General features: G+C 73.5%; 18 protein-coding genes and 1 pseudogene. 10 read left to right on the forward strand and 9 right to left on the reverse strand.

The genetic code is table 11. The features are described from left to right. The first annotated feature begins 1 nt into the window (after position 1). A complete protein-coding gene (locus tag ACIQ9E_RS19935; RefSeq protein ID WP_366257651.1) occupies positions 2-1,093 on the forward strand; it encodes a LacI family DNA-binding transcriptional regulator in 1,092 nt (363 codons plus the stop codon). A 120-nt stretch (positions 1,094-1,213) separates the two neighbouring features. Next, positions 1,214-2,089: a phosphatase PAP2 family protein gene (locus tag ACIQ9E_RS19940; protein ID WP_403708738.1), complete on the forward strand. Its 876-nt coding sequence runs from the start codon at positions 1,214-1,216 to the stop codon at positions 2,087-2,089. A 122-nt stretch (positions 2,090-2,211) separates the two neighbouring features. Here ACIQ9E_RS19940 and ACIQ9E_RS19945 read toward each other — a convergent pair whose 3' ends face one another. Further along, positions 2,212-3,828, reverse strand: a complete 1,617-nt coding sequence (locus tag ACIQ9E_RS19945) for an MFS transporter (protein ID WP_403708740.1) — start codon at positions 3,826-3,828, stop codon at positions 2,212-2,214. Between the two features lie 238 nt (positions 3,829-4,066). Between ACIQ9E_RS19945 and ACIQ9E_RS19950 the strand changes: the two genes are divergently transcribed. Next, positions 4,067-7,312 carry a BTAD domain-containing putative transcriptional regulator gene (locus ACIQ9E_RS19950; protein ID WP_403708742.1) on the forward strand — a complete coding sequence of 1,082 codons (3,246 nt, stop codon included), beginning with the start codon at positions 4,067-4,069 and terminating at the stop codon, positions 7,310-7,312. 272 nt (positions 7,313-7,584) lie between these two features. Here the strand turns inward: ACIQ9E_RS19950 and ACIQ9E_RS19955 are convergent, their stop codons facing one another. After that, positions 7,585-7,818 (reverse strand): hypothetical protein, encoded by a 234-nt coding sequence (locus ACIQ9E_RS19955; protein WP_403708744.1) that lies wholly within the window; start codon positions 7,816-7,818, stop codon positions 7,585-7,587. Positions 7,819-8,100: 282 nt separating this feature from the next. Here ACIQ9E_RS19955 and ACIQ9E_RS19960 point away from each other — a divergent pair, with 282 nt between their 5' ends. Next, positions 8,101-8,652 (forward strand): beta-class carbonic anhydrase, encoded by a 552-nt coding sequence (locus tag ACIQ9E_RS19960; protein WP_403708853.1) that lies wholly within the window; start codon positions 8,101-8,103, stop codon positions 8,650-8,652. A gap of 176 nt (positions 8,653-8,828) precedes the next feature. Here ACIQ9E_RS19960 and erm read toward each other — a convergent pair whose 3' ends face one another. The 3 genes from erm to ACIQ9E_RS19975 all read right to left on the reverse strand — a co-directional run bounded on the left by erm (position 8,829) and on the right by ACIQ9E_RS19975 (position 13,211). Continuing rightward, positions 8,829-9,605, reverse strand: a complete 777-nt coding sequence (gene erm, locus ACIQ9E_RS19965) for a 23S ribosomal RNA methyltransferase Erm (RefSeq protein ID WP_403708746.1) — start codon at positions 9,603-9,605, stop codon at positions 8,829-8,831. Between the two features lie 506 nt (positions 9,606-10,111). Beyond that, the gene (locus ACIQ9E_RS19970) at positions 10,112-11,689 is read right to left on the reverse strand and encodes an amidohydrolase (RefSeq protein ID WP_403708748.1); all 1,578 of its coding nucleotides are present in this window, start codon (positions 11,687-11,689) and stop codon (positions 10,112-10,114) included. Then, positions 11,676-13,211 (reverse strand): APC family permease, encoded by a 1,536-nt coding sequence (locus ACIQ9E_RS19975; protein WP_403708750.1) that lies wholly within the window; start codon positions 13,209-13,211, stop codon positions 11,676-11,678. The genes ACIQ9E_RS19970 and ACIQ9E_RS19975 overlap by 14 nt, the downstream gene beginning before the upstream one ends. A gap of 161 nt (positions 13,212-13,372) precedes the next feature. Here ACIQ9E_RS19975 and ACIQ9E_RS19980 point away from each other — a divergent pair, with 161 nt between their 5' ends. Continuing rightward, positions 13,373-13,990 carry a TetR/AcrR family transcriptional regulator gene (locus ACIQ9E_RS19980; RefSeq protein WP_403708752.1) on the forward strand — a complete coding sequence of 206 codons (618 nt, stop codon included), beginning with the start codon at positions 13,373-13,375 and terminating at the stop codon, positions 13,988-13,990. 698 nt (positions 13,991-14,688) lie between these two features. Here the strand turns inward: ACIQ9E_RS19980 and ACIQ9E_RS19985 are convergent. Further along, positions 14,689-17,679, reverse strand: a complete 2,991-nt coding sequence (locus ACIQ9E_RS19985; RefSeq protein WP_403708754.1) for a bifunctional [glutamine synthetase] adenylyltransferase/[glutamine synthetase]-adenylyl-L-tyrosine phosphorylase — start codon at positions 17,677-17,679, stop codon at positions 14,689-14,691. A gap of 301 nt (positions 17,680-17,980) precedes the next feature. Here ACIQ9E_RS19985 and ACIQ9E_RS19990 point away from each other — a divergent pair, with 301 nt between their 5' ends. The 3 genes from ACIQ9E_RS19990 (at position 17,981) to ACIQ9E_RS20000 (ending at position 19,281) form a co-directional block, all read left to right on the forward strand. Continuing rightward, positions 17,981-18,499: a pyridoxamine 5'-phosphate oxidase family protein gene (locus ACIQ9E_RS19990; RefSeq protein WP_403708756.1), complete on the forward strand. Its 519-nt coding sequence runs from the start codon at positions 17,981-17,983 to the stop codon at positions 18,497-18,499. Between the two features lie 66 nt (positions 18,500-18,565). Further along, positions 18,566-18,724 (forward strand): hypothetical protein, encoded by a 159-nt coding sequence (locus tag ACIQ9E_RS19995; RefSeq protein ID WP_403708758.1) that lies wholly within the window; start codon positions 18,566-18,568, stop codon positions 18,722-18,724. Positions 18,725-18,798: 74 nt separating this feature from the next. Beyond that, positions 18,799-19,281, forward strand: a complete 483-nt coding sequence (locus ACIQ9E_RS20000; RefSeq protein ID WP_403708760.1) for an OsmC family protein — start codon at positions 18,799-18,801, stop codon at positions 19,279-19,281. Between the two features lie 108 nt (positions 19,282-19,389). Here ACIQ9E_RS20000 and ACIQ9E_RS20005 read toward each other — a convergent pair whose 3' ends face one another. Further along, entirely contained in the window at positions 19,390-19,590 is a 201-nt protein-coding gene (locus ACIQ9E_RS20005) for an antitoxin (RefSeq protein ID WP_403708762.1), read from the reverse strand. Positions 19,591-19,705: 115 nt separating this feature from the next. Next, the gene (locus ACIQ9E_RS20010; protein WP_403708764.1) at positions 19,706-20,911 is read right to left on the reverse strand and encodes an alpha/beta hydrolase family protein; all 1,206 of its coding nucleotides are present in this window, start codon (positions 20,909-20,911) and stop codon (positions 19,706-19,708) included. A gap of 167 nt (positions 20,912-21,078) precedes the next feature. On the opposite strand from ACIQ9E_RS20010, the gene ACIQ9E_RS20015 reads away from it, so the two are divergent. Beyond that, the gene (locus tag ACIQ9E_RS20015) at positions 21,079-22,302 is read left to right on the forward strand and encodes a sensor histidine kinase (protein ID WP_403708766.1); all 1,224 of its coding nucleotides are present in this window, start codon (positions 21,079-21,081) and stop codon (positions 22,300-22,302) included. Then, the gene (locus ACIQ9E_RS20020) at positions 22,299-22,973 is read left to right on the forward strand and encodes a response regulator (protein WP_403708768.1); all 675 of its coding nucleotides are present in this window, start codon (positions 22,299-22,301) and stop codon (positions 22,971-22,973) included. Before ACIQ9E_RS20015 ends, ACIQ9E_RS20020 begins: the two co-directional genes overlap by 4 nt. A 169-nt stretch (positions 22,974-23,142) precedes the next feature. On the opposite strand, the pseudogene ACIQ9E_RS20025 reads toward ACIQ9E_RS20020, so the two are convergent. Further along, positions 23,143-23,229, reverse strand: a pseudogene (locus tag ACIQ9E_RS20025) (glutamine synthetase); the annotation flags it as partial. Between the last annotated feature and the right edge of the window lie 275 nt (positions 23,230-23,504).

Consider the following 23,504-nt stretch of genomic DNA (forward strand, 5'->3'; position numbering starts at 1 on the left):
GATGCGCCCGGTACAGTCCCATCCCGTGACCGCACCCGCACGACTGGCAGACATAGCGGCCCAGGCGGGGGTCAGCGAAGCAACGGTGAGCCGGGTTCTCAACGGAAAGCCCGGTGTCGCCGCGACCACCCGCCAAGCCGTCCTCGCCGCACTGGACGTCCTCGGCTACGAGCGTCCGGTGCGGCTGCGCCAGCGCAGCGCGGGCCTGGTCGGGCTGATCACCCCCGAGCTGGAGAACCCGATCTTCCCGGCGCTGGCCCAGGTGATCGGGCAGGCGCTGACCCGCCAGGGCTACACCCCGGTCCTCGCCACCCAGACCCCCGGCGGGTCCACGGAGGACGAACTGACGGAGATGCTGGTGGACCGGGGGGTCGCGGGCATCATCTACGTCTCCGGTCTGCACGCGGACACCACCGCCGACACCCAGCGCTATGAGCAACTGCGCGCCCAGGGGGTGCCCTTCGTCCTGGTCGACGGATACTCCCCGAAGGTGCGGGCGCCGTTCATCTCACCGGACGACCGGGCCGCGATGCGGCTCGCGGTCACCCATCTCGTATCCCTGGGCCACAGCCGGATCGGGCTGGCGCTGGGGCCGCTGCGCTTCGTGCCCGTGCTGCGGAAGATCGAAGGCTTCGTCGAGGCCGTACGCGATCAGCTCGGCCTCGACGAGCAGACGGTCACCGCGGAACTGATCCAGCACTCCCTGTACACCCTGGAGGGCGGCCAGGCCGCCGCTTCGGCCCTGCTGGACCGGGGCTGCACGGCGGTGGTGTGCGCCAGCGACATGATGGCGCTGGGCGCGATCAGGGCCGCCCGCAGACGGGGCCTGGAGGTGCCGGACGACGTCTCCGTCGTCGGCTTCGACGACTCCCCGCTGATCGCCTTCACCGATCCCCCGCTGACCACGGTCCGCAAACCGGTCCCGGCGATGGGGCAGGCCGCGGTCCGGACCCTGCTCGAAGAGATCTCCGGGAACCTGCCCCCCAGCGCCCCGGGTTCCGCTTCGGCCGCGTACAGTGAGTTCGTCTTCATGCCTGAGCTGGTCGTACGGGGCTCGACGGCCTCGGTACCGGGGTCCGGTGGGCGTTCCTGACCAGGGCGGTCCCCACCGGGATACGCTCCGTGGTCTCGTCCGCAGGGTGGAGAGCATGCGCCCTGAACGGGACCGAGGGATGATCGGTCGGTGGGCGCGTATCTGGCAGACTCTCGTCCCATGGGTGAAACGACCGTGAAGACACTGGAAGGCCGGACGGCCACCCCGTCACCCATGGCGGAAGAGCCCGCCGAGCCGGTGCGTCGGCGCTTCGCGCGGTTCAGGGAGCTGCGGTCGCCCCGGCGCCCGCGCATCTGGTTCGAGATCCTGCTGATCGCGGTGAGTTACTGGACGTACTCGCTGATCCGCAACGCCGTACCGGAGCAGAAGGCCCAGGCCCTCAAGAACGCCGACTGGATCCTGGACGTCGAGAAGGCCCTGGGGCTGGACTTCGAGCATGCGGTCAATCACGCGGTGAACTCGGTGACATGGCTCATCGTGACGATGAACTACTACTACGCCACCCTGCACTTCGTCGTGACCATCGGCGTGCTGGTGTGGCTGTACCGCCGGCATCCCGGGCGGTACGCGGCGGCCCGGCTGGTGCTCTTCGCCACCACCGCCGTCGCCCTGGTCGGCTACTACCTGTATCCGCTCGCACCCCCTCGGTTGATGGAGGGGCAGAACTACATCGACACCGTCCTGGTGCACGAGACCTGGGGTTCGATGGCCTCGGGCGATCTGAAGAACATGTCCAACCAGTACGCGGCGATGCCGTCCATGCATATCGGCTGGTCGCTCTGGTGCGGGCTGATCGTCTTCGCGGTGGCCAAGGCGCCCTGGGCGAAGATCCTCGGCCTGCTCTACCCCGCCGCGACGCTGGTCGTGATCGTGGCGACCGCCAACCACTTCTGGCTGGACGCGGTGGGCGGGGTGATCTGCCTCGGCTTCGGCTTCCTCGTCTCGTACCTCTGGTACCAGGCGCTGCCGCACCGGCTGCCGCGGCAGCCGGTGCGGGATCCGCAGCGGCGGCGGCTGCGCCCGGCGCGGGCCTGAGCCCGAGCCGCCCGGCAGCGGCGCGGGGCCGGATCCTTCGGGGTCCGGCCCCGCGGCGTTTCCGGCCGGGAGTGTCACTCCGGGTACGGCTCCGGGGACTCCCCGCGGAGGTCGGCCGGGGCTCAGGCGCGGGTCGGCGTGCCCCCGGGCTCCGGCTGCCGCTCCGGCTCCGGCTGGGGTGCCGCGGCGGGGTCCGGGGCCGAGAGGCCCGGCTCGGCGCCGGTCGCCCGGCGCAGCACGGTCCCGGCGACGACGGCGGTGGCCACGGCCAGTACGGCGCAGACCGCGCCGACCGTGTTCAGCCCACCGGCGTACGCCTCCCGGGCCGCGGCCAGCACCGCGTCGGCCGGACCGTCCGGCAGATCCGCCGCGACGGCCAGCGCCCCCTCCACACTGCCGCGAACCGCCTCCGCCTGCTCACCGGTCAGCCCGTCCGGCACCGTGATACCGCTGCTGTACAGCGCACCGCCGAGGCTGCCGAAGGCCGCGAGGCCGAAGGCGACCCCGAACTCTCCGCTGGTCTCGTTGAGGGAGGCGGCCGAACCGCTCTTCTCGGGCGGGGAGGAGCCGACCGCCAGATTCGCCCCGAGCGCCCCGATCGGCCCCGTACCGAAGAAGCTGATCACAAAGCCGGTGATCAGCAGCGGAAGCCCGCCGACCGGATCGACGAAGGCCAGCAGCAGATAGCCCACGGCGGTCAGCGCGAGACCGCCCGCGACAACGGTGCCGACCGGCAGCCTCCTGGCGAGGGTGGGGGCGAGCGTCGCGGAGACGATGGAGACCAGAGCGGACGGCACCATCCACAGCCCGGCCTCGAACGGCGACAGGCCCTCCACCAACTGGAGAAAGCCGGTGATGAAGAGGTACATACCGCCCATTCCGGCCATGGTGAGCAGCAGCACCAGCAGGGCGAGCGTGAAGGCGCGGTGCCGGAACAGCCCCAGGTCCAGCAGCGGGTGGGAGAGCCTGCGCTGCCGGGCCGTGAAGAGCGCGCCGAAAGCGATTCCGGCCGCGATCGCCGCCGCGGCGCCCGGCTCCCAGCCCTCCCGGGCGCTCTCCTTGAGCCCGTAGATCACCGGCAGGATCGCGGCGAGAGACATCAGCACGCTCGGCAGGTCGATCCGCCCGCCGTCCGGGGCCTTGTACTCGGGCAGTACCAGCGGGGCGGCGACCAGCAGGATGAGCATCACGGGGACCCCGAGGAGAAAGACCGAACCCCACCAGTAGTACTCCAGCATCACGCCGCCGACGACCGGGCCGAGCGCGGTGCCGCCCATGAAGCAGCAGGCCCAGACGGCGAACGCCCGGCCGCGCTGGACCGGATCCCGGAACATGTTGCCGATCAGGGAGAGCGTGGAGGGCATCAGGGTCGCGGCCGCGACACCGAGCAGGGCCCGGGAGGCGATCAGCAGCTCGGCACTGCTGGAGAAGGCCGCCATCAGAGACGTCGCGCCGACGGCGACGGCACCGGTCATCAGCAGTCTGCGGCGGCCGATGCGGTCGCCGAGGGTGCCCATCGTCACCAGGAAGCCCGCGATCATAAAGCCGTAGATATCCATGATCCAGAGCAGCTGGCTGCCGGTGGGGGCGAGGGAGTCGGCGAGGTGCGGCAGGGCGAGGAAGAGGACGCTCTGGTCGAGGGAGATCAGCAGGGTGGGGAGGGCGAGAACGGCGAGCCCGGCCCATTCGCGGCCACCGGCCTTTCCGGCTGCGGTGTTCGGGGACGGGGTGGAGGACATGGGTGCCTTCCGGTCGGTGGCGGCGGTACGGGACCGCCGAGGGGAACGGGGAGTCGAAGCAGGCGGGAGGAGCGTGGTGCGGCCGCCCGGTCCGGCCAGCGTGCGCGGTCGTGCTCTCGGTTCTCTCCCGGTCCGCTCTCGGCCCGCTCTCGGCCCGTTCCCGGTCTGCGGGGCCCGGGGCGCCTGCGCCGCCCGAACGCCCGTGCGGTGGGCGCCGTTGCTCGGCTAGCGTGATCACATGCGTTTCGGAGTACTCGGCCCCCTGGCCGTGTGGGCGGCGGACGGGCGGACGGTGAGCGTTCCCGAGCTGAAGGTGCGCGCTCTGCTCGCGTACCTGCTGGCCCACCGCGGCAGCCCGGTGTCCGCGGACCGGCTGGTCGCCGGACTCTGGGGCGAACGGCCCCCGGCCCGCCCCGCCGCCGCGCTCCAGAACAAGGTCTGGCAGCTGCGCCGGGCGCTGGAGGCCGCGGCGCCCGGCGCCCGGGACCTCGTGGTCTCCCGTGCCCCGGGCTATGAGCTGCGTACCGCCCCCGGCTCCGTCGACGCCGACCGTTTCGGACAGTTGACCGCCCGCGCCCGGTCCGCCGAGGGACCCCATGAGCGCGCCGGACTGCTCGCGGACGCCCTGGCCCAGTGGCGGGGACCGGCCTTCGCGGACTTCGCCGACGAGGAGTTCGCCCGACGGGCCGCGGCGGGCCTGGAGGAGCAGCGGCTCACCGCGCTGGAGGAGCAGGCGGAGACCCGGCTGGAGCTGGGCGAACACGCCCTGGTCGCCGATGAGCTGGGCGATCTCGTGGCGGCGCATCCCTTGCGGGAGAGGCTGCGCACGGCCCATATGCGGGCCCTGTACCGGTCCGGGCGGCAGGCCGACGCGCTGCACGGCTTCACCGATCTGCGGCGGCGGCTCGCGGATGAGCTGGGGGTCGATCCGGGGCCGGAGCCGACCGCCGTGTACCGGGCGATCCTGGCGCAGGACGCGCCGCCCGCCGCCGTACCGCCACCGGCGACGACCGTGGCCCGGCCGCCGACGAACATCCCCGTACCCGGGGCCGCGGGCGGGCTGATCGGCCGGGACCCGGATATCGCCGTACTCCGGTCGGACCTGCTCCGGCACCGGCTGGTGACGCTCGTCGGACCGGGCGGGGTCGGCAAGACGCAGTTGGCGCTGGCGGTCGCGGCAAGGGCGGCGGCCGATTTCCCTGGCGGGGTGCGGCTGGTGGAGCTGGCCGCGCTGCCACCGGCCCGCGACCGCAGCGGCGGGGCGGAACCGGCGGAGCTGGTCGCCGGGGTGCTGGGGGTACGGGACGATATCGCGCCCCCGCCGCGGACTGCGGCGGGCCCGCAGTCGCTGACGGACCGGATCGTGCAGGCGCTGGGCGAGGGCCCGGCGCTGCTGGTGCTCGACAACTGCGAACACGTGGTGGACGCGGTGGCGGAGCTGGTGGCCGTGCTGCTGGCGGCGGCGCCCGCCCTCACCGTGCTGGCGACCGGCCAGGTGCCCTTGCAGGTGCGGGGGGAGCGGCTCCACGAGGTGGTGCCGCTGGCCGAGGCCGACGCGGTGGCGCTGTTCACGGCCCGGGCGCGGGCCGCGGCGCCGCGGATCGCGGTCGGCGGGGAGAACGCGGCGACGGTGGCGGCGATCTGCCGCCGGCTGGACGGGCTGCCGCTGGCGCTGGAGATGGCCGCGACCCGGGTCCGGGTGCTGGGGGTGGCCGAGTTGGCGGCCCGGCTCGACGACCGGTTCCAGGTCCTCGCGTCGGGACCACGGGACGCGCCCGCCCGGCAACGGACCCTCCGGGCGGTGATCGACTGGAGCTGGGGACTGCTCGGGGAGCGGGAGCGCACGGTGCTGCGGCGGCTCGCCGTGCACGCCTGCGGCTGCGGTCTGGACGCCGCCGAGGTGCTCGGTCCGGCGGACGGGGTGGACCGGTCCGAGGTGCTGGACCTGCTGGCCGGGCTGGTTGACGCGTCGCTGGTGGTGGTCGCGGACACCCCGGAGGGCCCGCGGTACCGGCTGCTGGAGTCGGTATCGGCCTACGCCGTCGAACAGTTGCGGGACCGCGGCGAGCTGGACGCGCTGCGGGTGGCGCACCGGGAGTACTACACCGGTTTCGCCGAGCGGGCGGAGCCGCAGCTGAGGGGGCACGAGCAGCGGCGGTGGCTGAGGCTGCTGGACACCGAGAGCGCCAATCTGCGGGCGGCCCTGGACAGTGCCGCCGAAGCCGGGGACACGGACCGGTCACTGCGTCTGGTCAACGCGTTGACCTGGTACTGGCGGCTGCGGGGGCGGTACGAGGAGGCGGCGCGACGGCTCGGTACGGCGCTGTCCCTCGCCGGAGCGCGGGATGCGGCCGGAGCGCGGGATGCGGCCGGGGCGCGGGAGCATGCGCGGCGGACGGCCGGCGCGACGGCACGGCTCGGCGGGATGAAGCTGGCGCTGGGCGGTACGCAGGATCCCGCGGCCGAGTACCGTACGGCACTCTCCTCGTACGAGGGGGTGGACGATCCGGCCGGGCTCGCCTGGTCCCGCTGGTATCTGAGCACGCCTCTGTACGGGGTGGCGGACTCCGGCCCCGGGGAGGAGCTGCTGAGGCTGTCGCTGGCCGGGTTCGATTCCCTGGGGGACCGGTGGGGTACGGCGGCGGCGCTGGCGGGTCTGGCGTTCCGGGCGAAGCTGCGGGCCGACTTCACGGGCGTACGCGACTACGGCGAGCGGAGTCTGGCGCTCTTCCGTGAGCTGGGCGACACCTGGGGGCAGTTGCAGGCGATGATCGCGCTCCAGACCCGGGCCGAGGCCCTGGGCGACTACGCCGTCGCGGGACGGCTCCACCGCGAGGGGCTGCGGATGGCGGAGGATCTGGGACTCTGGTCCGAGGTGTCGTACCAGTTGTCGGGGCTCGGCCGGATCGCCCTGCTGACCGGGGAGCCGGCGCGGGCCCGGGAGTTCCACGAGCGGGCCCGGCGGCTCGCGGCCGAGCAGGCCGATGTCTTCGGCGAACTGTACGCGGAGACCGGGCTGGCGCTGGGGGCCCGCCGCGAGGGCGGGTGGGACGCGGCCGAGGCGCACTGGGAGAGGGTGCTGGAGCTGCATGTCCGGATGGGGTACGAGCCGATCGCGCCGCCGCTGGCCCTGGCCGAACTGGGCTTCGTGGCCGAGGCGCGGGGCCGGGTGCGGGAGGCGCTGCGGTTGCAGCGGGAGGGGCTGGCGGCGGCGCGGGCCATGGGCGATCCGCGGGCGTCGGCCCTGGCTCTGGAGGGGCTGGCCGGGGCGGAGCTGCTCTCCGGCGACGCGGTCCGGGCGGCCGGGCTGCTGGGCGCGGCGGCCGGGGCCAGGGAGTCGGTGGGGGTGCCGCTGCCGGCGGGTGAGCGGGGCGACGTGGAACGGATCGCCGCCGGGGCGCGGGCGGTTCTGGGCGCGGCGGGGTACGCGGAGGAGTTCGCGCGCGGGCGGGAGCGGGGGCCGGAGGCCGTGGCTGCCCTGTAGGGCGCCGGATCAGCTGAGGGGTCCCGTGCGGGCTCCGGGTCCGGTACGGGCACCGGGTCCGGTACGGGCTCCGATGGGTGCTCCGGTGCCGGGGCCGAGTCCGGTGGGGCCCGGCACCGGGGGCCGCGGGGGCGGTCCGGTGCCGGGCGGACTTCTGGACCCGTCGCACCACCGATCTGGTGCGTCCGGGTCCGCCCGTCCTCCACAGGGGGGCGCGGAGGCCGGGCGGACACGGCGGGCGTGCCGGAGACGCGCGGGGGTCGCGCGCGGGGTCAGTTGAAGCGGACCCGCAGCTCCACCACGCCGGGCGCGATCTGGTCACAGAAGAAGATGGGGCTCCACAGGCCCTGAGCGGCACCGGCCCGGCCGACCTCCTGGCACGCCGTCGTGGTGGGGTGGTGGCTGCGGGGGGTCCAGAAGCTCGCCTCGGCGGTGCCGGCGGTGCCGAGGACGAGGCCCGCGGATGCGGCAACGGAAGCGACGGCGATACCCAGACGTTTCACCATTGGGCACAACTCCTCTGTTCGAGCGAAGAAGTGACGTTTCCCCGGGGGACGGGTGCGGCGCGGGAGCAACATAACCGTGTAACCGGAAGCCACACAAGAGGTCTACACCAGTAGACTTTTACCTTTCCATGACGGTATGCAACGGACACCCCTTCGGGTCTCTTCGGTGGCGAACACTCGCCATATGCTTTTGTGTTCGATTTTCGGGTGGGTACGTTCTCTCAGCAGGACGGGGAACGCTCCGTCCGGGCCCTGTGCCTCCTTCCGATCATCGAGGAATTCATGTCGGACACATCTGAGTTCGCGTCGGGCGCCGCGGCCGCGGCCGCGGCTTCGGGACCCGAGATCGACGAGTACGTCACCAACAACACCGCCTACGCCGCGGCGTTCGGCGGCCCGCTCGCGCTTCCACCGGCCCGGAAGCTGGCGGTGGTCGCCTGCATGGACGCCCGGCTGAACATCTTCGCGATGCTGGGCCTGAAGGAGGGCGACGCGCACATCATCCGCAATGCGGGCGGCGCGGTGACGGAGGACGCGATCCGGTCGGTGGTTATCAGCCAACGCCTGCTCGGCACACGCCGCATCATGCTCATCCACCACACGGATTGCGGCATGCAGACCTTCAAGGACGATGAATTCAAGGCCGAGCTGCACACCGACACAGGAATTCGGCCGCCGTGGTCGCCGGAGGCCTTCACCGATCTGGAGGAGGACGTCCGGCAGTCGATCCGCCGTATCGAGGCCGACCCATTTGTACCCCACAAGAACTCCATTCGGGGCTTTGTCTTCGATGTGGAGACGGGGAAGTTGAGCGAGGTGGGATATGCGAGGTAAATGGGGCTGGATGAGAATCCTGTGACTTCAGTGAAAGGAGAGGCACCGCATCGTCCGCCGACTGATGCGGTGCTCCTCCCTCCGCCCGTCCGGGCCCGTCGGGGCTCAACAGGAGACCCGACGGGACCCTTCACGCCTTTTCGGGCACTTCGGCCCCGCCCGGGCAGGCGGTTCCGTCAGGTGCGCCGGAGCGCGTGGAGTGCGGCCCACTGCTCGGCGGTGAGGTGCTTGGGCAGGGCGGTGGATGCGATGCGGTGGGCGCGCAGCCAGTCGTCGATCCGCCGCCGGGGCAGTTCGGGGGCGGCGAGGGCGACGATCCGGGCAAGTCCGCGGCCCTTGCCGTTGAACACCCGGGCGACCAGTTCCTGGTAGTCGGCCCGGTTCCGTTCGGCGACCAGCGGCCGGTCGCGGCGGACCATGGTCAGCACTCCCCCGTCGACAGTGGGCCGGGGCCGGAAGGCGCTCGCGGGCACCCGGCCGACCAGGCGGAAGGCGTACCAGGGCCACCACTGCGCGGTCATCAGGGTGGCTCCACCGATTCCGGCCCGGCGCCGGGCGACTTCCCACTGCACCAGGAGCACGGCATCGGTCCAGTCCGGGGAGCGCAGGATCCGGCGGAGCATCGCCGTCGTCTGGTGGAAGGGAAGGTTGCCGACCAGCACATGGGGAGCGGCCGGGGCCCGGTAGCGGAGGAAGTCCGCCGTGACGACGGTGGTCGGCCTCCGGGTGCGGCGGCGCAGTTCGGCGGCGCGGCGGCCGTCGATCTCCACGGCCGTCAGCTCCCGGCCGAGCCGCTGGAGCGGCAGGGTCAGGGCGCCGCCGCCGGGGCCGATTTCGAGGACCGGGCCGTGGGTGCCGGCCACGAGCCGGGTGATGGTGTCGATCGTGGACCGGTCGACGAGGAAGTTCTGGCCGAGTTCATGGCGGCCCGGGTGGGGGTGGTGCGGGTGCAAGGGACTGTGTCTCCGCGGCTTCGAGGTGAGCCGGGCAGCACGGGAAGGCCGCCCGGCGCGTACGCGCTGAAGCGGCGAAAGCCCTGGAAGAAGGGAGGGGATCCGCCGCTAGACGCGGCGGAAGCGCATCGCTGCGATACCTGCTACTCCACACATGGAACGGCACGTTACCGCTGGGCGCCGGACCCGGCCAACGGTTTTTCCCGGGAGCGCCCGGGACGGGGGCCGGCCCCGGAGGGGGGACACCCGCGGGCCGGGCTCGGAACGGGCACCGGCCCCGTAGGACCCGGGTGCCCGGACCCAGGGCCGGAGCGGGGATCCTCCGGACCGGACCCCGGGCCGGCCCCGGAGCGCCCCGGGCCGGGGCGGCGGCTCGGGCTGCCGTCGTGCGGTCGCCGGGCCGGGGCCCTGGCCGGGGGCGGAAGGCCCCGGTCCACCGCGGTCGGGATGCGGTGGACCGGGGGGCGGGCGGTGGGCCGGGGCGGGGGCGTACTCGTGGGGGCGGGTCAGGCGCGGTGGGTGATGCGGCCCGAGCCGACCGTCAGTGGTACCGGCGCGTCCGCGATCTCGTCGGCCGTCGCCCGTACCGGGTCGACACCGAGGGCGGTGAGATCGGCGCGGTAGCCGACCGCGATCCGGCCCGCGACCGTGGATTCACCCGCCGCCAGGGCCGCGTGCACCGTGCAGCCTTCCAGGGCCATCAGGCCCGTCAGGCCGCGTCCGGCCGCCGCGCCCCGGGGGGCGAGTGCGGTGGCCAGGACCCGGCGGGCGTCGTACGGGGCGATGGGCCAGTCCGAGCCCAGTGCCAGTACCGCACCCGCGTCGCGCAGATCGCGGCAGCGCCAGGCGCGGGCGGCGCGTTCGGGGCCGAGCCGCTTGGACCATTCGTCGCTGTGGTCGGCGCGGGTGTAGGCGGTGTGCGGTGGCTGCATCGACGCCGCCACTCCGAGCCGGGCGAACCGTCCGAGCTGGTCGTCGGGGACGGTCTCGATATGCTCGATGCGGTGGACCGGTGCCCCGGGTCCGCGCCCGCCGAGCGCCTCGACGGTGTCCAGGACATGGCGTACCGCCGCGTCACCGATGGCGTGGGTCGCGGTGCCCACCCCGGCCCGGTGCAGCCGGTGCACGGCGGCGCTGTAGGCCGCCGGGTCGGGCCAGAAGGCATCCGTACCGCTGCCGTGGCAGTCGGCGTGCTCCAGCCAGGCCGTACCGCCCTCGACGGTGCCGTCCATGAAGAACTTCACCCCGCCGACCCGCCAGTCCCGGCCGTGCTCCCGCTGGACGGCGATCAGCCGCTCCAGCTCCTCGTCGTCGGCGCCCGGCATGCACCAGGGCGCGAGCCGGAGCCGTACCGGCAGCTCCGCGTAACCCTCGACGGACGCCAGCAGTTCCAGGGAGTCCCCGCCGAGGTCCATCACATGGGCCGAGGCGATTCCGGTCGCCGCCATCCCGGAGAGCAGTTCCAGCAGCCGGGCGCCGCGCTCCGCGAAGGAGGCCTTCGGCAGCGCTTCGGTCATCAGGTCCATCGCCGCGTGTTCGATCAGATGCCCGGTCGGCCGTCCTTCGGCGTCGCAGACCACGCTTGCGCGCTGGACGAACTCCCGGGGCCCGTGGATCCCGGCCGCCTTCAGCGCGGCCGCGCTGACGAGCGCCGAGTGGCCGTCGTAGAGGCGGATGAACGCGGGCGCCCCGTCGAGGGCCTCCTCGACGAGCGCATGGTGCAGTTCGCGCCCGCCGAAGGCGTTGTGGTCGAGGCCCCAGGCCAGCACCCAGCCGTCGCGCCGTTCGGCGTTCCGCAGTGCGGCCCGCAGGCCCGCGAGGTCCGTGACCGCCGACAGATCGGTGCCCGAGGCGAGTTCCAGCCCCCAGACGGGGTGGCTGTGGGCGTCGGTCAGACCGGGGACCAGGGTGGCCCCGCCCAGATCCACCGTCTCGGTGCGCGGCCCCTGCCACTCCCGTACGGCCGCGGTATCGCCGACCGCGACGATCAGGCCGTCCTTGACGGCGACCGCGGCCGCGGCCGGCCGGGCCGGATCCAGGGTGCGGACCGCCGCTCCGGTCAGGACGATGTCAGCTGCTGCCACGGTGTACTGCCTCCTCGGTGGTGGGGGTGCCCACGGACTCCTCGGGCCCCTCGGGTACTGCTGCTTCGGCAGGTTCGGCCGGTCCGGGCACCCGAGGCACCCCGGGCGGCTCGGCCGCGAAGTTCGCGTAGACCTCCGGCCGGCGCCGCTTCAGCCGGTATGCCAGGCCGACTCCGATCACGAACACCGCCGGGACCAGCGCCAGCAGTACGGTGTTGACCGGCGCCGACGCCCCGGTGAACAGCTCGATCTTGGTCCCGATCAGATAGATCGCCACGGCAAGGAGCACGGCGGCGGTCACGGGCGCGACCACCGTGCGCAGCACGCCCTCGTCGTGCCGGATCCGGCGGAAGTAGCAGGGGATCGCGATCGCGGTCAGCAGCATCAGGGCCATCAGCCCGATCATGCCGGGGGTGTTCACCCAGAGGAGGAGCTGGGTGTACGGATCGGCTCCGGCGGCCGCGAAGCCGAGCACGACCACCGCGCCGAGCACCGTCTGGGCGATCCCGGCGACGTACGGCGAACGGTGCCGGGGGTGGATCCGTCCGAAGGACTTCGGCAGGACGCCCTCTTCCGCCAGGGCCAGGGCATAGCGGTTGATCGCGTTGTGGAAGGCGAGGAGCGAAGCGATGATGCTGGTCACGATGAAGATGTGCATCAGATCGGCGGCCCAGGGGCCGACATAGGTGGTGATGGCGGCGAAGAAGAGGCCGCCGGGGTCGTCGGTGGCCGCCTTGACGACCTGCTCGCTGCCGAAGGCCTGGACGACGGTCCAGACGATGAAGGCGTAGAAGGTGCCGAGGAAGGCGACGGCGGCGTAGGTGGCGCGCGGGACCGTGCGGTCGGGGTCGCGGGCCTCGCGCCGGTAGATCACCGTGGACTCGAAGCCGGTGAACGCGGCGAAGGCGAAGGCGAGTACGGCGGCGGTGCCGGGGACCAGGACCTGGGAGGGGGCGAAGGAGGAGAATTCGAGCCCGCCGGCCCCGCCGTCGAGCAGCACACCGCCCGCGAGCAGCAGCAGGATGCCGGTCTCGGCGACGAGCAGTACCCCGAGGACCTTGGCCCCGAAGTCGATGGAGCGGTAACCGCCGTACCAGATGATCAGGAGCCCGGCGAGGGAGACCGGGAGCCACGGGATATCGGTGCCCCACAGCGCGGCGCCGGTGTCGGCGGTGGCGGAGCCGAGGAGGCCGAAGACCCCGATCTCCATGCCGTTGTAGCCGATCATCGCCAGCAGCGCGGCACCGATTCCGGCGGCCGGGCCGAGGCCGCGGGTGATGTACGCGTAGAACGCCCCGCCGCTGCGGACATGGCGGCTCATGGTGGTGAAGCCGACGGCGAAGATCGCCAGGGTGAGGCCGGCGAGCAGATAGCCGGCCGGTGCGCCGATGCCGCCGAGGGTGAGGGCGATGGGGGCGACCCCGGCCATCACGGTGAGCGGGGCGGCTGCGGAGATCACGAAGAAGGCGATGTCGGACGTGCCGAGGCTGCCTTTTCTGAGCCCTGGGGAGGTTGCGGACATACGGGTGGGGCCTTCCTGGTGCTGCTGGGGGAACCGGACCTGTGGACGCCCTTTCGCGGCGGCGAGCGGTGGGGGGGAACCAGAAACCTAAAGGCTTTCGGTTTTGCGCAATGTAGCCTCCGGCTGGGGATCGGGGAAGAGCCTGAGGAGAGAACGGATAAATGGGACGGCCGCGGACAGCACTGATCGACCGGGAGCGGATCGCGACGATCGCGCTGGAACTCGTCGACCGGGAGGGCGAGTTCAGCGTGGTGGAGATCGCCCGGCGGCTCGGGGTCCGGACGGCGTCGCTGTACCACCATGTGGACGGGCGGGACGGAATCGTCGAGCTGCTGCGGGAGCGGGTCTGCGAGGGGATCGACGCGACGGCGCTGGGGGCGGCGGACTGGCAGGAGGCGCTGGCGGGCTGGGCCCGCTCCTACCGTGCCGCCTTCGCGGCCCATCCCCGGGCGATCCCCCTGCTGATGGCCTCGCCGGTGCGGGCGCCGCGGGTGCTGTCGCAGTACGAGCGGGCGGTGGGCGTGCTGCTGGCCGCGGGGTTCCCGCAGGACGAGGTGATGAAGGTGATCATCGCGCTGGAGAATCTGATCCTGGGCTCGGCGCTGGATCTGGCGGCGCCGCAGCCGATGTGGGTGCTCGCGGACGAGTCGAAGACTCCGCAGCTGGCGGGCGCGCTGGCCGCAAGCCCTGCGGCGGGGCGGGCGGACGCGGCGTTCGAGCTGGCGCTCGGGGGCTGCCTGGTCCGCCTGGCGGCGTTGCGGGGGGCTGCGGGCGCGTGACCCTGCGGGTCGCGACGTGCACGCCGAGGGCCTCGGGCCCTCGCCCCTTCGCGCATGACCCCGGCGCGGCGGAGACCGTTTCCCCGTGGGGGCCCGGGCCCCGGGGGGCGTTACGGGATTCGCCCGGCGCAGCGGAGACCGTTTCCCCGTGGGGGCCGACCGCTTGTGCCGGACCCGTCCGGCCCTGCCGAGGTCGTTCTCGGACCGCGGGCCGTCCGTGGCCGTTCGCGCAGTTCCCCGCGCCCCTGACGGGGCCAGTCCTGACCAGGACGGCCAGGACGGCCAGGAGGAGGGGTTCGGGGGCGCTGGGGATCTCCCGGCATACCTGCGGCGAGGGGTGACCCCTGACGCCCTGACGGGGCCAGTCCTGACCAGGGCGGACAGGGGGAAGGTTCTTGGGGGCGCTGGGGATCCCCTCATTGCCGAAGGCACACTGGGCGTCCCCCATCGCCGAAGGCACACTGGGGTCCCCTCATTGCCGAAGGCATGCTGGGCGTCCCCCCAGCGTCGAAGGCATGTTGGGGGTCCCCCCATCGCCGAAGGCATGCTGGGCGTCCCCCCATCGCCGAAGGCATAGGGGGCGGAACTGCGCGAGAGGCGACCACGGCGCGCGGCCGCGAAGGAGCCCCCCGCCGCGCCGGGCGCATCCCGCACCCCTGCGCGGGGCGCGCCCCGCGCCCCGCGCCCCGCGGGCGGGGTTACGACTCGTAGAACAGCGTGTCCACGACCGCCCGTGCCCGCCGGGTCACCCGGCGGTAGGTGTCGAGCATGTCCCCCGCGTGGCCGGGGCCGAAGCCCAGGTAGCGGGCGACGGCGGCCAGTTCCCTCGTCTCGGAGGGGAACGTGTCCCCCGGGCGGCCGCGGACCAGCATCACCGCGTTCCGCACCCGGGTGGCCAGCACCCACGCCTCGTCGAGGATCTGCGCGTCCTCCGCGGCCATCAGGCCGGCCGCGTGCGCTGCGGCGAGCGCCTCGCGGGTGCGGGTGGTGCGCAGGCCGGGTTCGGACCAGCCGTGGCGCATCTGCATCAGCTGGACGGTCCACTCGACGTCGCTGAGCCCGCCGCGTCCGAGCTTGGTGTGGAGCGTGGGGTCGGCGCCGCGCGGCAGCCGTTCGGACTCCATCCGGGCCTTGAGCCGGCGGATTTCGCGTACGGCGTCCTCCCCCAGGCCCTCGGCCGGATACCGCAGCGGGTCGACCAGTTCCATGAAGCGCGCGCCCAGCTCGGGATCGCCGGCCACGGGTTCGGCGCGGAGCAGCGCCTGGGCCTCCCAGACCAGGGACCAGCGGCGGTAGTAGGCCTCGTAGGAGGCGAGGGTACGGACCAGGGGACCGCTTTTGCCCTCGGGGCGCAGATCGGCGTCGATGAGGAGCGGCGGATCGGCGGTCGGGAGCTGGAGGAGCCGTCGCATCTCCTCGACGACGAGCCCCGCGGCCCGTGCGGCCTCCTGGTCGTCGACGCCTTCGCGCGGTTCGTGGACGAAGAGGACGTCCGCGTCGGAGCCGTACGACAGTTCGTGGCCGCCGAAGCGGCCCATGCCGATGACGGCGAAGCGGGTGGGGAGTTCGTCGCCCCAGCGTTCGCGTACGGCGGCCCGCAGCGCGCCCGCGAGGGTGGCGGCGGTCAGATCGGTGAGCGCGGTGCCGATCTGGTCGACAAGGGCGCCGGTGTCGGTCTCGGCGGGGCTGTCCTCGGTGCCGTACGAGCCGATGAGGTCGGCGGCGGCGGTGCGGAACAGCTCCCGGCGCCTGACCCCGCGGGCCGCGGCGACGGCAGCCTCCGCACTGGCGGCGCGGCCGACGGCGGCGAGGATCTCCGGCTGGAGGTGGTCGCGGCGGCGGGGCCGCAGCCCGTCCGGGTCGCCGAGGATGGCGACCGCTTCGGGGGCGCGCAGCAGCAGGTCGGGGGCGAGCCGTCCGGCGGACAGCACCCGGGCGAGGTTCTCGGCCGCGGCGCCCTCGTCCCGGAGGAGCCGCAGATACCAGGGGGTCTTGCCGAGCGCGTCGGAGACCTTGCGGAATCCGAGGAGTCCGGCGTCGGGGTCGGCGGAGTCGGCGAACCAGTTGAGGAGGACGGGCAGCAGGGTCCGCTGGATCGCGGCCTTGCGGCTGACGCCGGAGGCGAGGGCCTCGATATGCCGGAGGGCGGCGGCGGGGTCGGCGTAGCCGAGGGCTTCCAGTCGCTGTCCGGCGGCCTTGGCGCTGAGCCGGGCCTCGCCGGGCGTGAGCTGGGCGACGGCGTCGAGGAGGGGCCGGTAGAAGAGCTTCTCGTGGAGCCGCCGGACCACGGACGCGTGCCGCCGCCACTCGCGGTGGAGTTCGTTGACGGGGTCGGTGCGGAAGCCGAGGGAGCGGCCGAGGCGGCGCAGATCGGCGGGGTCCTCGGGGACGAGGTGGGTGCGCCGGAGCCGGAACAGCTGGATCCGGTGCTCCATGGCGCGCAGGAACCGGTAGGCGTCGTCGAGCTGGGCGGCGTCGACCCGGCCGATATAGCCTCCGGCGGCCAGTGCCTGGAGCGCGGCGAGGGTGCTGCCGCTGCGGAGCGTGGTGTCGCTGCGGCCGTGGACGAGCTGGAGCAGCTGGACGGCGAATTCGACGTCCCGGAGCCCGCCGGGCCCGAGTTTCAGTTCGCGGTCGACTTCGGCGGCGGGGATGTTGTCGACGACGCGGCGGCGCATCTTCTGGACGTCGGTGACGAAGTTGTCGCGTTCGGCGGCCTGCCAGACCAGGGGCGAGAGGGCTTCGATGTACTCCTCGCCGAGCAGCGGGTCGCCGGCCACCGCCCGGGCCTTCAGGAGCGCCTGGAACTCCCAGGTCTTGGCCCACCGCTGGTAGTAGGCCAGATGGCTGGAGAGGGTCCGGACGAGCGGCCCGTTGCGGCCCTCGGGCCGGAGGTTGGCGTCGACGGGCCAGATGGCGCCCTCGACGGTGGTCTCGGAGCAGATCTGCATCAGATGGGAGGCGAGGCGGGTGGCGGCCTGGATTCCGGTGTTCTCGTCGGCACCCCCCGCAGGCTCGCCGACGAAGACGACGTCGACGTCGGAGACGTAGTTCAGCTCCTGGCCGCCGCATTTGCCGAGCGCGATGACGGCGAGCCGGCAGCGGGCGGCGTCCTCGGGCGCGGCGGCGCGGGCGATGGCGAGGGCGGCCCGCAGGGTCGCGATGGCGAGGTCCGCGAGTTCACCTGCGGTCTGGGCGACATCGGTGGTGGCGCAGACGTCGCGGGCGGCGATGGAGAGCAGACAGCGCCGGTAGGCGATGCGCAGGGCGACCGGGTCCGCCGCGTCGGCGAGGCAGTCCTCGAAGTCGGCGACGCCGGGGTGGAGATCGGAGGCTTCGTACGTGGCCAGGGCCCGCCAGTCGCCGGGGTGGCGGGCCAGGTGGTCACCGAGCGCCTCGGAGGCTCCGAGCACCCCGAGGAGCCGGTCGCGCAGGGGCTTCGATGTGGTGAGGGTGTCGAGGAGGACCCGGTCGTCGCCGTCGGGCTGGGCCTCCGCCAGCCGTACCAGTCCGGTCAGCGCGAGGTCGGGGTCGGCGGTGGCGCCCAGCGCGCCGAGGAGGAGGGGGTCCTCGCGGACGGGGGCGAGAGCGGGCAGCGCGAGCACCCGCTCCGCGGTGGCGGGGTCGGTGAATCCGTGCCGCAGCAGTCGGGTGAAGGTACTGCTTCTGCGTCCCGGCGCCGTCGTCATTCCGCCGCTCCGTCCACGGTCGAGGTCACAGACATCGAGCCTAAGGCCTGTTCAGTGGCTCGGGCTCCGTGCGGCATCCGCCGGACCGGCCGGAACACCCCGGCGTACGGGCCGGTTCCGGACGCACCACCCACCCCGGAAATTCGAACGCGTGAGTGAATTTTCTGTGTGCATGGATGAGTTGGCCGACGGTTCGCGGTCAGTACCGGCAACGTATCCGACGACCACGCGCCCCACCGCGCGCACCACGACGCCCACCGGACGGACGGGGACCAGGTCCCCGGAGGAGAGACAGCACACCATGACCGCACACACCCCCCGCGGCGAGATCGCCGCCGCCTTCAGCGACCCGGCGGCCGAAGCCCTCGACTGGGCGACGGCCGAACGCCTGCTCGCCGAGGCCGAGATCTTCTGGTTGTCGAGCGTCCGGCCGGACGGCCGCCCGCACGTCACACCGCTGCTCACCCTCTGGCTGGACGGGGCCCTGCACTTCTGCACCGGCGTCGGCGAGCGCAAGGCCGGGAACCTCCGCGAGAACCCGGAGGTGGTCCTGACGACCGGCACCAACTCCCTGAGCAGGGGCTGCGACCTGGTCGTGGAGGGGACGGCCGAGCGGGTGGCGGACGGGGCGGCGCTCCGGACCGTCGCGGACGCCTACGTCGCCAAGTACGGCGCCGACTGGACGTTCGCCGTGGGGGACGGCGTCCTCGACGGGGAGGGCGGTCCGGCGCTGGTCTACCGGGTCGGGCCGCGGACCGTCTTCGGCTTCGCCAAGGACCCGTACGCGCAGACCCGGTTCCGCTTCCCGCCCGCCGCCTGACGGCCCGGCGCCCCTGCCCGGTACCCACCCCCGGCGTCCACTATCACCGCCACCAGGGAGGCGCTGGTGGCGGGCGGTGTTGACGCCTCGGCCGTGATGCATCCGGGCGAGGGCGGCTGGACCGAGGGCAAGGGCGGGGAGTGGAACTCCTCCCTCTTCTTCGCCGACCCCGACGGCAACAGCTGGACGGTCCAGGAGGCCCCGGCCCCGCTCTCCGAACGCTGATCCGGCGGCGGTGGTGCCCCGGCGGCCGCGGAAAAAGCTCGCGGGCCGCCGGGACGCCGTGCCACGCTGCGCATATGCCTGTAACTCACACCTATGACGTGGCCGTCCGCTGGACGGGGAATCTCGGTACGGGAACGGAGAACTACCGCTCCTACAGCCGTGCGCACGATGTCCTCGGCGAGGGCAAGCCGACGATCGCCGCCTCTTCCGATCCCGCGTTCCGCGGGGACCGCGACCGCTGGAATCCGGAAGAGCTGCTCGTCGCCTCCGTCGCCCAGTGCCACATGCTGTGGTACCTGCACTTCTGCTCGACCGAGGGGGTGACGGTGGTGGACTACCAGGACCTGGCGCACGCGGTGATGACGATGGACGAAAGCGGCGGCGGGGGCCGGATCACCGAGGTCGTCCTGCGCCCGGAGGTGACCGTCGCCGACGCTTCGACTGCGGAGCAGGCCCGTGCGCTGCACGGGAAGGTCCCGGAGGTCTGCTTCATCGCGCGTTCGGTGAACTTCCCGGTCCGTCACGAGCCGGTGATCCGGACCGCCACCAGCGGATGACCCGGACCGGCGTCGCCCCGGACCAGCGGTAGCGGCGACGAGCCGCGCGGGACGCGATGCGGCGCGGCCCGCGCGGGCTCCGGCGACAACCGCGGCCCCGAAGGGGCGTCAGGGCTGCGGCGGCCGGTCCGTTCCGCCGCCCTGGCCTCCGCCGTACTGGCCCTTCAGCTTCTCCTGCGCCTGGTCGACCTGGCCGCCGTACTTGCCCTGCGTCTTGGCGTCGACGGCGTCTCCCGCCTTGTCGACACCCTTGTCCGCCTGGGACTCGTGGCCCTTGAGCAACTGCTTGAGCTTGTCCAACACGGACATGGGGTCACCCTTTCGGCTCGCTGCTCCCCCGCAGTTCCAGGGTCACAGCGCCGGTCCGGTTCCGCATGTCGGCAGGCCCCGGGGGGACGGCCGCTGCCGCTCCCCACCCGGCCGGTCACCGCCGGTAGCGGACCTCGGGGAAATCGGGCGACGGCCCGTCGAGCAGCCTCCCCCGCCCCCGTAGATGCAGATCGAAGAAGGCCCGCGGATAGGCGCGCTGGAACGCCTGCGCCCGGTGGGTCGGGATCGTCCCCACCTCTCCCTCCAGGGTCGCCCGGTCCATGCCGAGGAGGTGCGCGATCTCCGGGAGGATCAGCGTTTCGTCGCCGAACGACTGGTGCGCGGCCCCCGCGACGGTGAGGTGCCGCCGCCAGCCGCGCAGATTCGACCAGAAGGTGCGCAGGGCCGGGTTGCTCTCCATACCGCCCTTCCCATAGGTGTCCACGACCAGGAACGGCCGGTCCAGACCGGCGTCCACGACGGGCCCGGCCGCGCCGCCGTCGAGGCTTGCGCCTGCCGCGATCCGCCCGTCGGCGTGCATCGCTGCGGCGGTGGCGGCGCCGCCCAGCGAATGCCCGATCATGCCGATACGCCGCAGGTCGAGCGCATCCGGCAGCCCTGGCGGCAGCGGCCCGCCGGGCAGGCCCGTACCGTCGTCGCCCGCCCGGATCGCGGTCAGCCGGTCGAGGACGAAACGCAGATCGTCGGTGCGGACCGTGAGGGCTTTGGCGTAGTCGCGCAGACCGCCCGGGGGCGCCGTCTCCACCCGGCCGCCGGGGAACTCGACCACCGCCGCGTCATAGGGGTGGTCCACGGTGACAACCACGTATCCGTGCCCGGCGAGGTCTTCGACGATTCCGGTGCCGAAGGAGCGGGAGGCGTTGGAGCCGGGCGAGTAGAGCACCACCGGGAGCGGGCCCCCGGGGCAGCGGAACGGGGCACGTTCACGGCCGTGGGCGTACCCCAGCAGAACCGCCCCGGACGCCAGGCCGAGGGAGCCCAGATAGCGGTCGGCGGCCCGGGGCGGCATCCAGGGCACGGCGGGGGCCGGGGCTCCCCCGGCGGCCGGGTACCAGATGCTGATCATCAGTTCGCGGCAGGGCCGGCCGGCGGTCCACGGGTCGGGGCGGGAGGTGTCGCGCAGCCGGAGCGCGACGGTACCGATCGGGTACGGGCCGGACGGGGCGGGCAGATCGAACCGTACGGGCGCCGCCGCCCGCCGCAGGGGCAGGGCGGCGGCCGCGGGCGACAGCGGTCCCGGGGCCGTGGCGGCGGTGGCGAGCAGCGCGGCGGACGCGGTCACGAGTGTTCTCCGTTTCATGGTTTCCACTGTTCCGGCCGGCCGGTCCGGCGGCTTCCCCCGGGGGCAGGAACCGGGCGTCGGCCCAGGGGGGTACGGCAGGCCTCGGTCTCACGGATGAGTCGGCCCGGGAGATGACGTCCTCGGGGCTGACCGGCCGGGCCGCCGGGCGCGGATAGCGTGCGGCCATGGATGACGGGGAGTCACGGCCTTGGGTCGTCAGACGGCTGCGCGAGGGACACTGGCGGGCCGTGGACACCGCGGCGGCCGTGCTGTTCGCGCTCGGGTTCGGCGCCGGCGGGACGGTGGAACACGGCTGGGCCGCCGGGGCGGCCGCCGCGGCCGTCTGGCTGCCGGTCGCGGTGCGGCGCCGATGGCCGGTGCCGGTGCTGTACTCGGTGCTCGGCGGGGTCGTCTGCGCCCTGCTGCTGACCGGCTGGGAGGACGTCTGGGTCGTTCTGGGCGCCGTGCTGTACACGGTGGCCGCGCGGGAGCCCCGGCGTGTGGCGTCGATCGCGCTCGCCGCGTCGCTGGCGTCGGTCGCGGCGGCCGGGGCCGTGGTGTCGCCGTCGACGACGGCCGCCGGGACCGTGTCGGGTGCCGTCCTCGCTTCGCTGGTGATGGTCCTGCCCTGGCTGGTGGGCACCGCGACGCGGGAGCAGCGCCGGTACGCGGAGCTGGCCGCCCGGCAGGCGGTGGCGGACGAACGGCTGCGGATCGCGCGGGAGCTGCACGATGTGGTGGCGCACCATCTGGCCGTGATCACGGTCCGTGCGGAGGTGGCCCGTGCGGTGTCGGATACGAACCCGCGCGAGGCCGGGGAGACGCTGGCGCTCGTCGGGAGCGCGGGACGGGCGGCCCTGACCGAGATGCGGCGGATGGTCGGCGTACTCAGATCGCCCTTCGACGAGAGCGGGCCGGGTCCGGTCCCGTACCCGGGGCAGGGTACGGAGCCGGGGCGGGGTACGGGGCCGGGGGCGGCGGGCCTTCCCGCACTCGCCGCGGGCGCGGGCCCGCGGGTGGAGTTGTGCGTGGACCCGGAGCTGGACCTGCCGCCGGACCTGGGCCCGGCCGTCTACCGGATCGTCCAGGAGGCGCTCACCAATGTGGTCAAGCACGCGGATTCGGCCGACTGCCGGGTGACGCTGCGCCGGGCGGACCCCGGCCCGCTGGGCACTCGGGGCGGCGTGGAGGCCGAGGCTGCGGTGGAGGTCGAGATCGTCAACGGCCCGCCGCCCCGGACCGGTGGGCCGGCCGTACCCCGGGAGCAGCACACCGGGGGAGGTCACGGGCTCGCCGGGATGCGGGAGCGGGCGGCGGCGCACGGCGGGGTCGTCTCGGCGGGCCCGCTGGCCGGGGGCGGGTTCCGGGTCCATGTCCTGCTGCCGGGCGGCCCGGGACGGTCGTGGTGAACCGGCCGATACGCGTTCTGCTCGCCGACGACCAGCCGCTGCTGCGCACCGGGTTCGGCCTGCTCATCGACAGCGTGCCGGACCTCACCGTGGTGGGCGAGGCGGTGAGCGGCGAGCAGGCGGTGGAGCTGGCGCTACGCCTGCGGCCGGACGTGGTGCTGATGGATGTCCGCATGCCGGGCACGGACGGTCTGGAAGCCACCCGGCGGATCTGCGCGGACCCGGGCGCCGGCCGGACCCGGGTCCTGGTCCTGACCACGTTCGACCTGGACGAGTACGTGTACGCGGCGCTGCGCGGCGGGGCCAGCGGCTTTCTGCTGAAGGACATCCTGCCCGCCGATCTGCTGAACGCCATCCGGGTGGTCGCGTCCGGCGAGGGCATGCTCGCCCCCGCCGTCACCCGGCGGCTGATCCACGAGTTCGCCGGCCGGGGCGAGCCGCGCCCGTGCGCCGCCCGGACGCTGTCGGATCTGACGCCGAGGGAGCTGGAGGTGCTCCGTCTGATCGCCCGGGGCCTGCCCAACCCCGTACTCGCCGAGCACCTCGGGCTGAGCGTCTCCACGGTCAAAACCCATGTACGCCGCCTGCTGGCGAAGCTCCGGGCCCATGACCGGGCCCAGTTGGTGGTCATCGCCTACGAGTCGGGGCTGGTCTCGGCCGGCGGCGCCTGAACGGGCGCCGCCGCCGCGCGCCGGGCCGCGGGCAGCCCCGGGAGATCCCGGCAGCGCCCGCGAAGGCGCGTACCGGCGTCCACCGGCGGATTTCGGCGACCCGGCGGAATCCACGGAATCCCGCGGAAATCCCGCGGAATCCGGTGATCCGGTGATCCGGTGATCCGGACTACAGCACCGGAAGGTTCTTCCGCAGTTCGAAGGCGGTGACCTCGGAGCGGTACTCCTCCCACTCCTGCTTCTTGTTGCGGAGGAAGTGACGAGCCCTTCCGCGACCTTTCGTGATGCCCGGAGGCGTAGGCGGCAGCAACGGAGAAGCAGTGGTTGTGGGTGGGCGATGGTGCCCCTGGGCCACCCTCAGGCGGCCCAGAGACGGCCCAACACCTCTACGATTCCTTTGGGAGCAGAGCCCCCCACGCCCGCTCCGTCAACTCACCCCAGACGCCTGGCGCGACCGTCCACCGATTCTGACCGCCGACCTGGTGGCGCGAGGAGTGCTGGGGTCCAAAGAGGGGCTCGTGCAAGCGCGCG

Source organism: Streptomyces sp. NPDC094448, assembly GCF_044763775.1.
In the GTDB taxonomy this organism is placed as follows: Bacteria; Actinomycetota; Actinomycetes; order Streptomycetales; family Streptomycetaceae; genus Streptomyces.

What these genes read in the sequence shown, in the direction of transcription:
- ACIQ9E_RS19985 (WP_403708754.1), bottom strand. Translation starts at nt 17,679, where the DNA reads ATGACGACGGCGCCGGGACGCAGAAGCAGTACCTTCACCCGACTGCTG.
- ACIQ9E_RS19960 (WP_403708853.1), top strand. Translation starts at nt 8,101, where the DNA reads ATGTCGGACACATCTGAGTTCGCGTCGGGCGCCGCGGCCGCGGCCGCG.
- ACIQ9E_RS19935 (WP_366257651.1), top strand. Translation starts at nt 2, where the DNA reads ATGCGCCCGGTACAGTCCCATCCCGTGACCGCACCCGCACGACTGGCA.
- ACIQ9E_RS19940 (WP_403708738.1), top strand. Translation starts at nt 1,214, where the DNA reads ATGGGTGAAACGACCGTGAAGACACTGGAAGGCCGGACGGCCACCCCG.
- ACIQ9E_RS20000 (WP_403708760.1), top strand. Translation starts at nt 18,799, where the DNA reads ATGCCTGTAACTCACACCTATGACGTGGCCGTCCGCTGGACGGGGAAT.
- ACIQ9E_RS20005 (WP_403708762.1), bottom strand. Translation starts at nt 19,590, where the DNA reads ATGTCCGTGTTGGACAAGCTCAAGCAGTTGCTCAAGGGCCACGAGTCC.
- ACIQ9E_RS19980 (WP_403708752.1), top strand. Translation starts at nt 13,373, where the DNA reads ATGGGACGGCCGCGGACAGCACTGATCGACCGGGAGCGGATCGCGACG.
- ACIQ9E_RS19950 (WP_403708742.1), top strand. Translation starts at nt 4,067, where the DNA reads ATGCGTTTCGGAGTACTCGGCCCCCTGGCCGTGTGGGCGGCGGACGGG.
- ACIQ9E_RS19955 (WP_403708744.1), bottom strand. Translation starts at nt 7,818, where the DNA reads ATGGTGAAACGTCTGGGTATCGCCGTCGCTTCCGTTGCCGCATCCGCG.
- ACIQ9E_RS20015 (WP_403708766.1), top strand. Translation starts at nt 21,079, where the DNA reads ATGGATGACGGGGAGTCACGGCCTTGGGTCGTCAGACGGCTGCGCGAG.
- ACIQ9E_RS20010 (WP_403708764.1), bottom strand. Translation starts at nt 20,911, where the DNA reads ATGAAACGGAGAACACTCGTGACCGCGTCCGCCGCGCTGCTCGCCACC.
- ACIQ9E_RS19975 (WP_403708750.1), bottom strand. Translation starts at nt 13,211, where the DNA reads ATGTCCGCAACCTCCCCAGGGCTCAGAAAAGGCAGCCTCGGCACGTCC.
- ACIQ9E_RS19990 (WP_403708756.1), top strand. Translation starts at nt 17,981, where the DNA reads ATGACCGCACACACCCCCCGCGGCGAGATCGCCGCCGCCTTCAGCGAC.
- ACIQ9E_RS19945 (WP_403708740.1), bottom strand. Translation starts at nt 3,828, where the DNA reads ATGTCCTCCACCCCGTCCCCGAACACCGCAGCCGGAAAGGCCGGTGGC.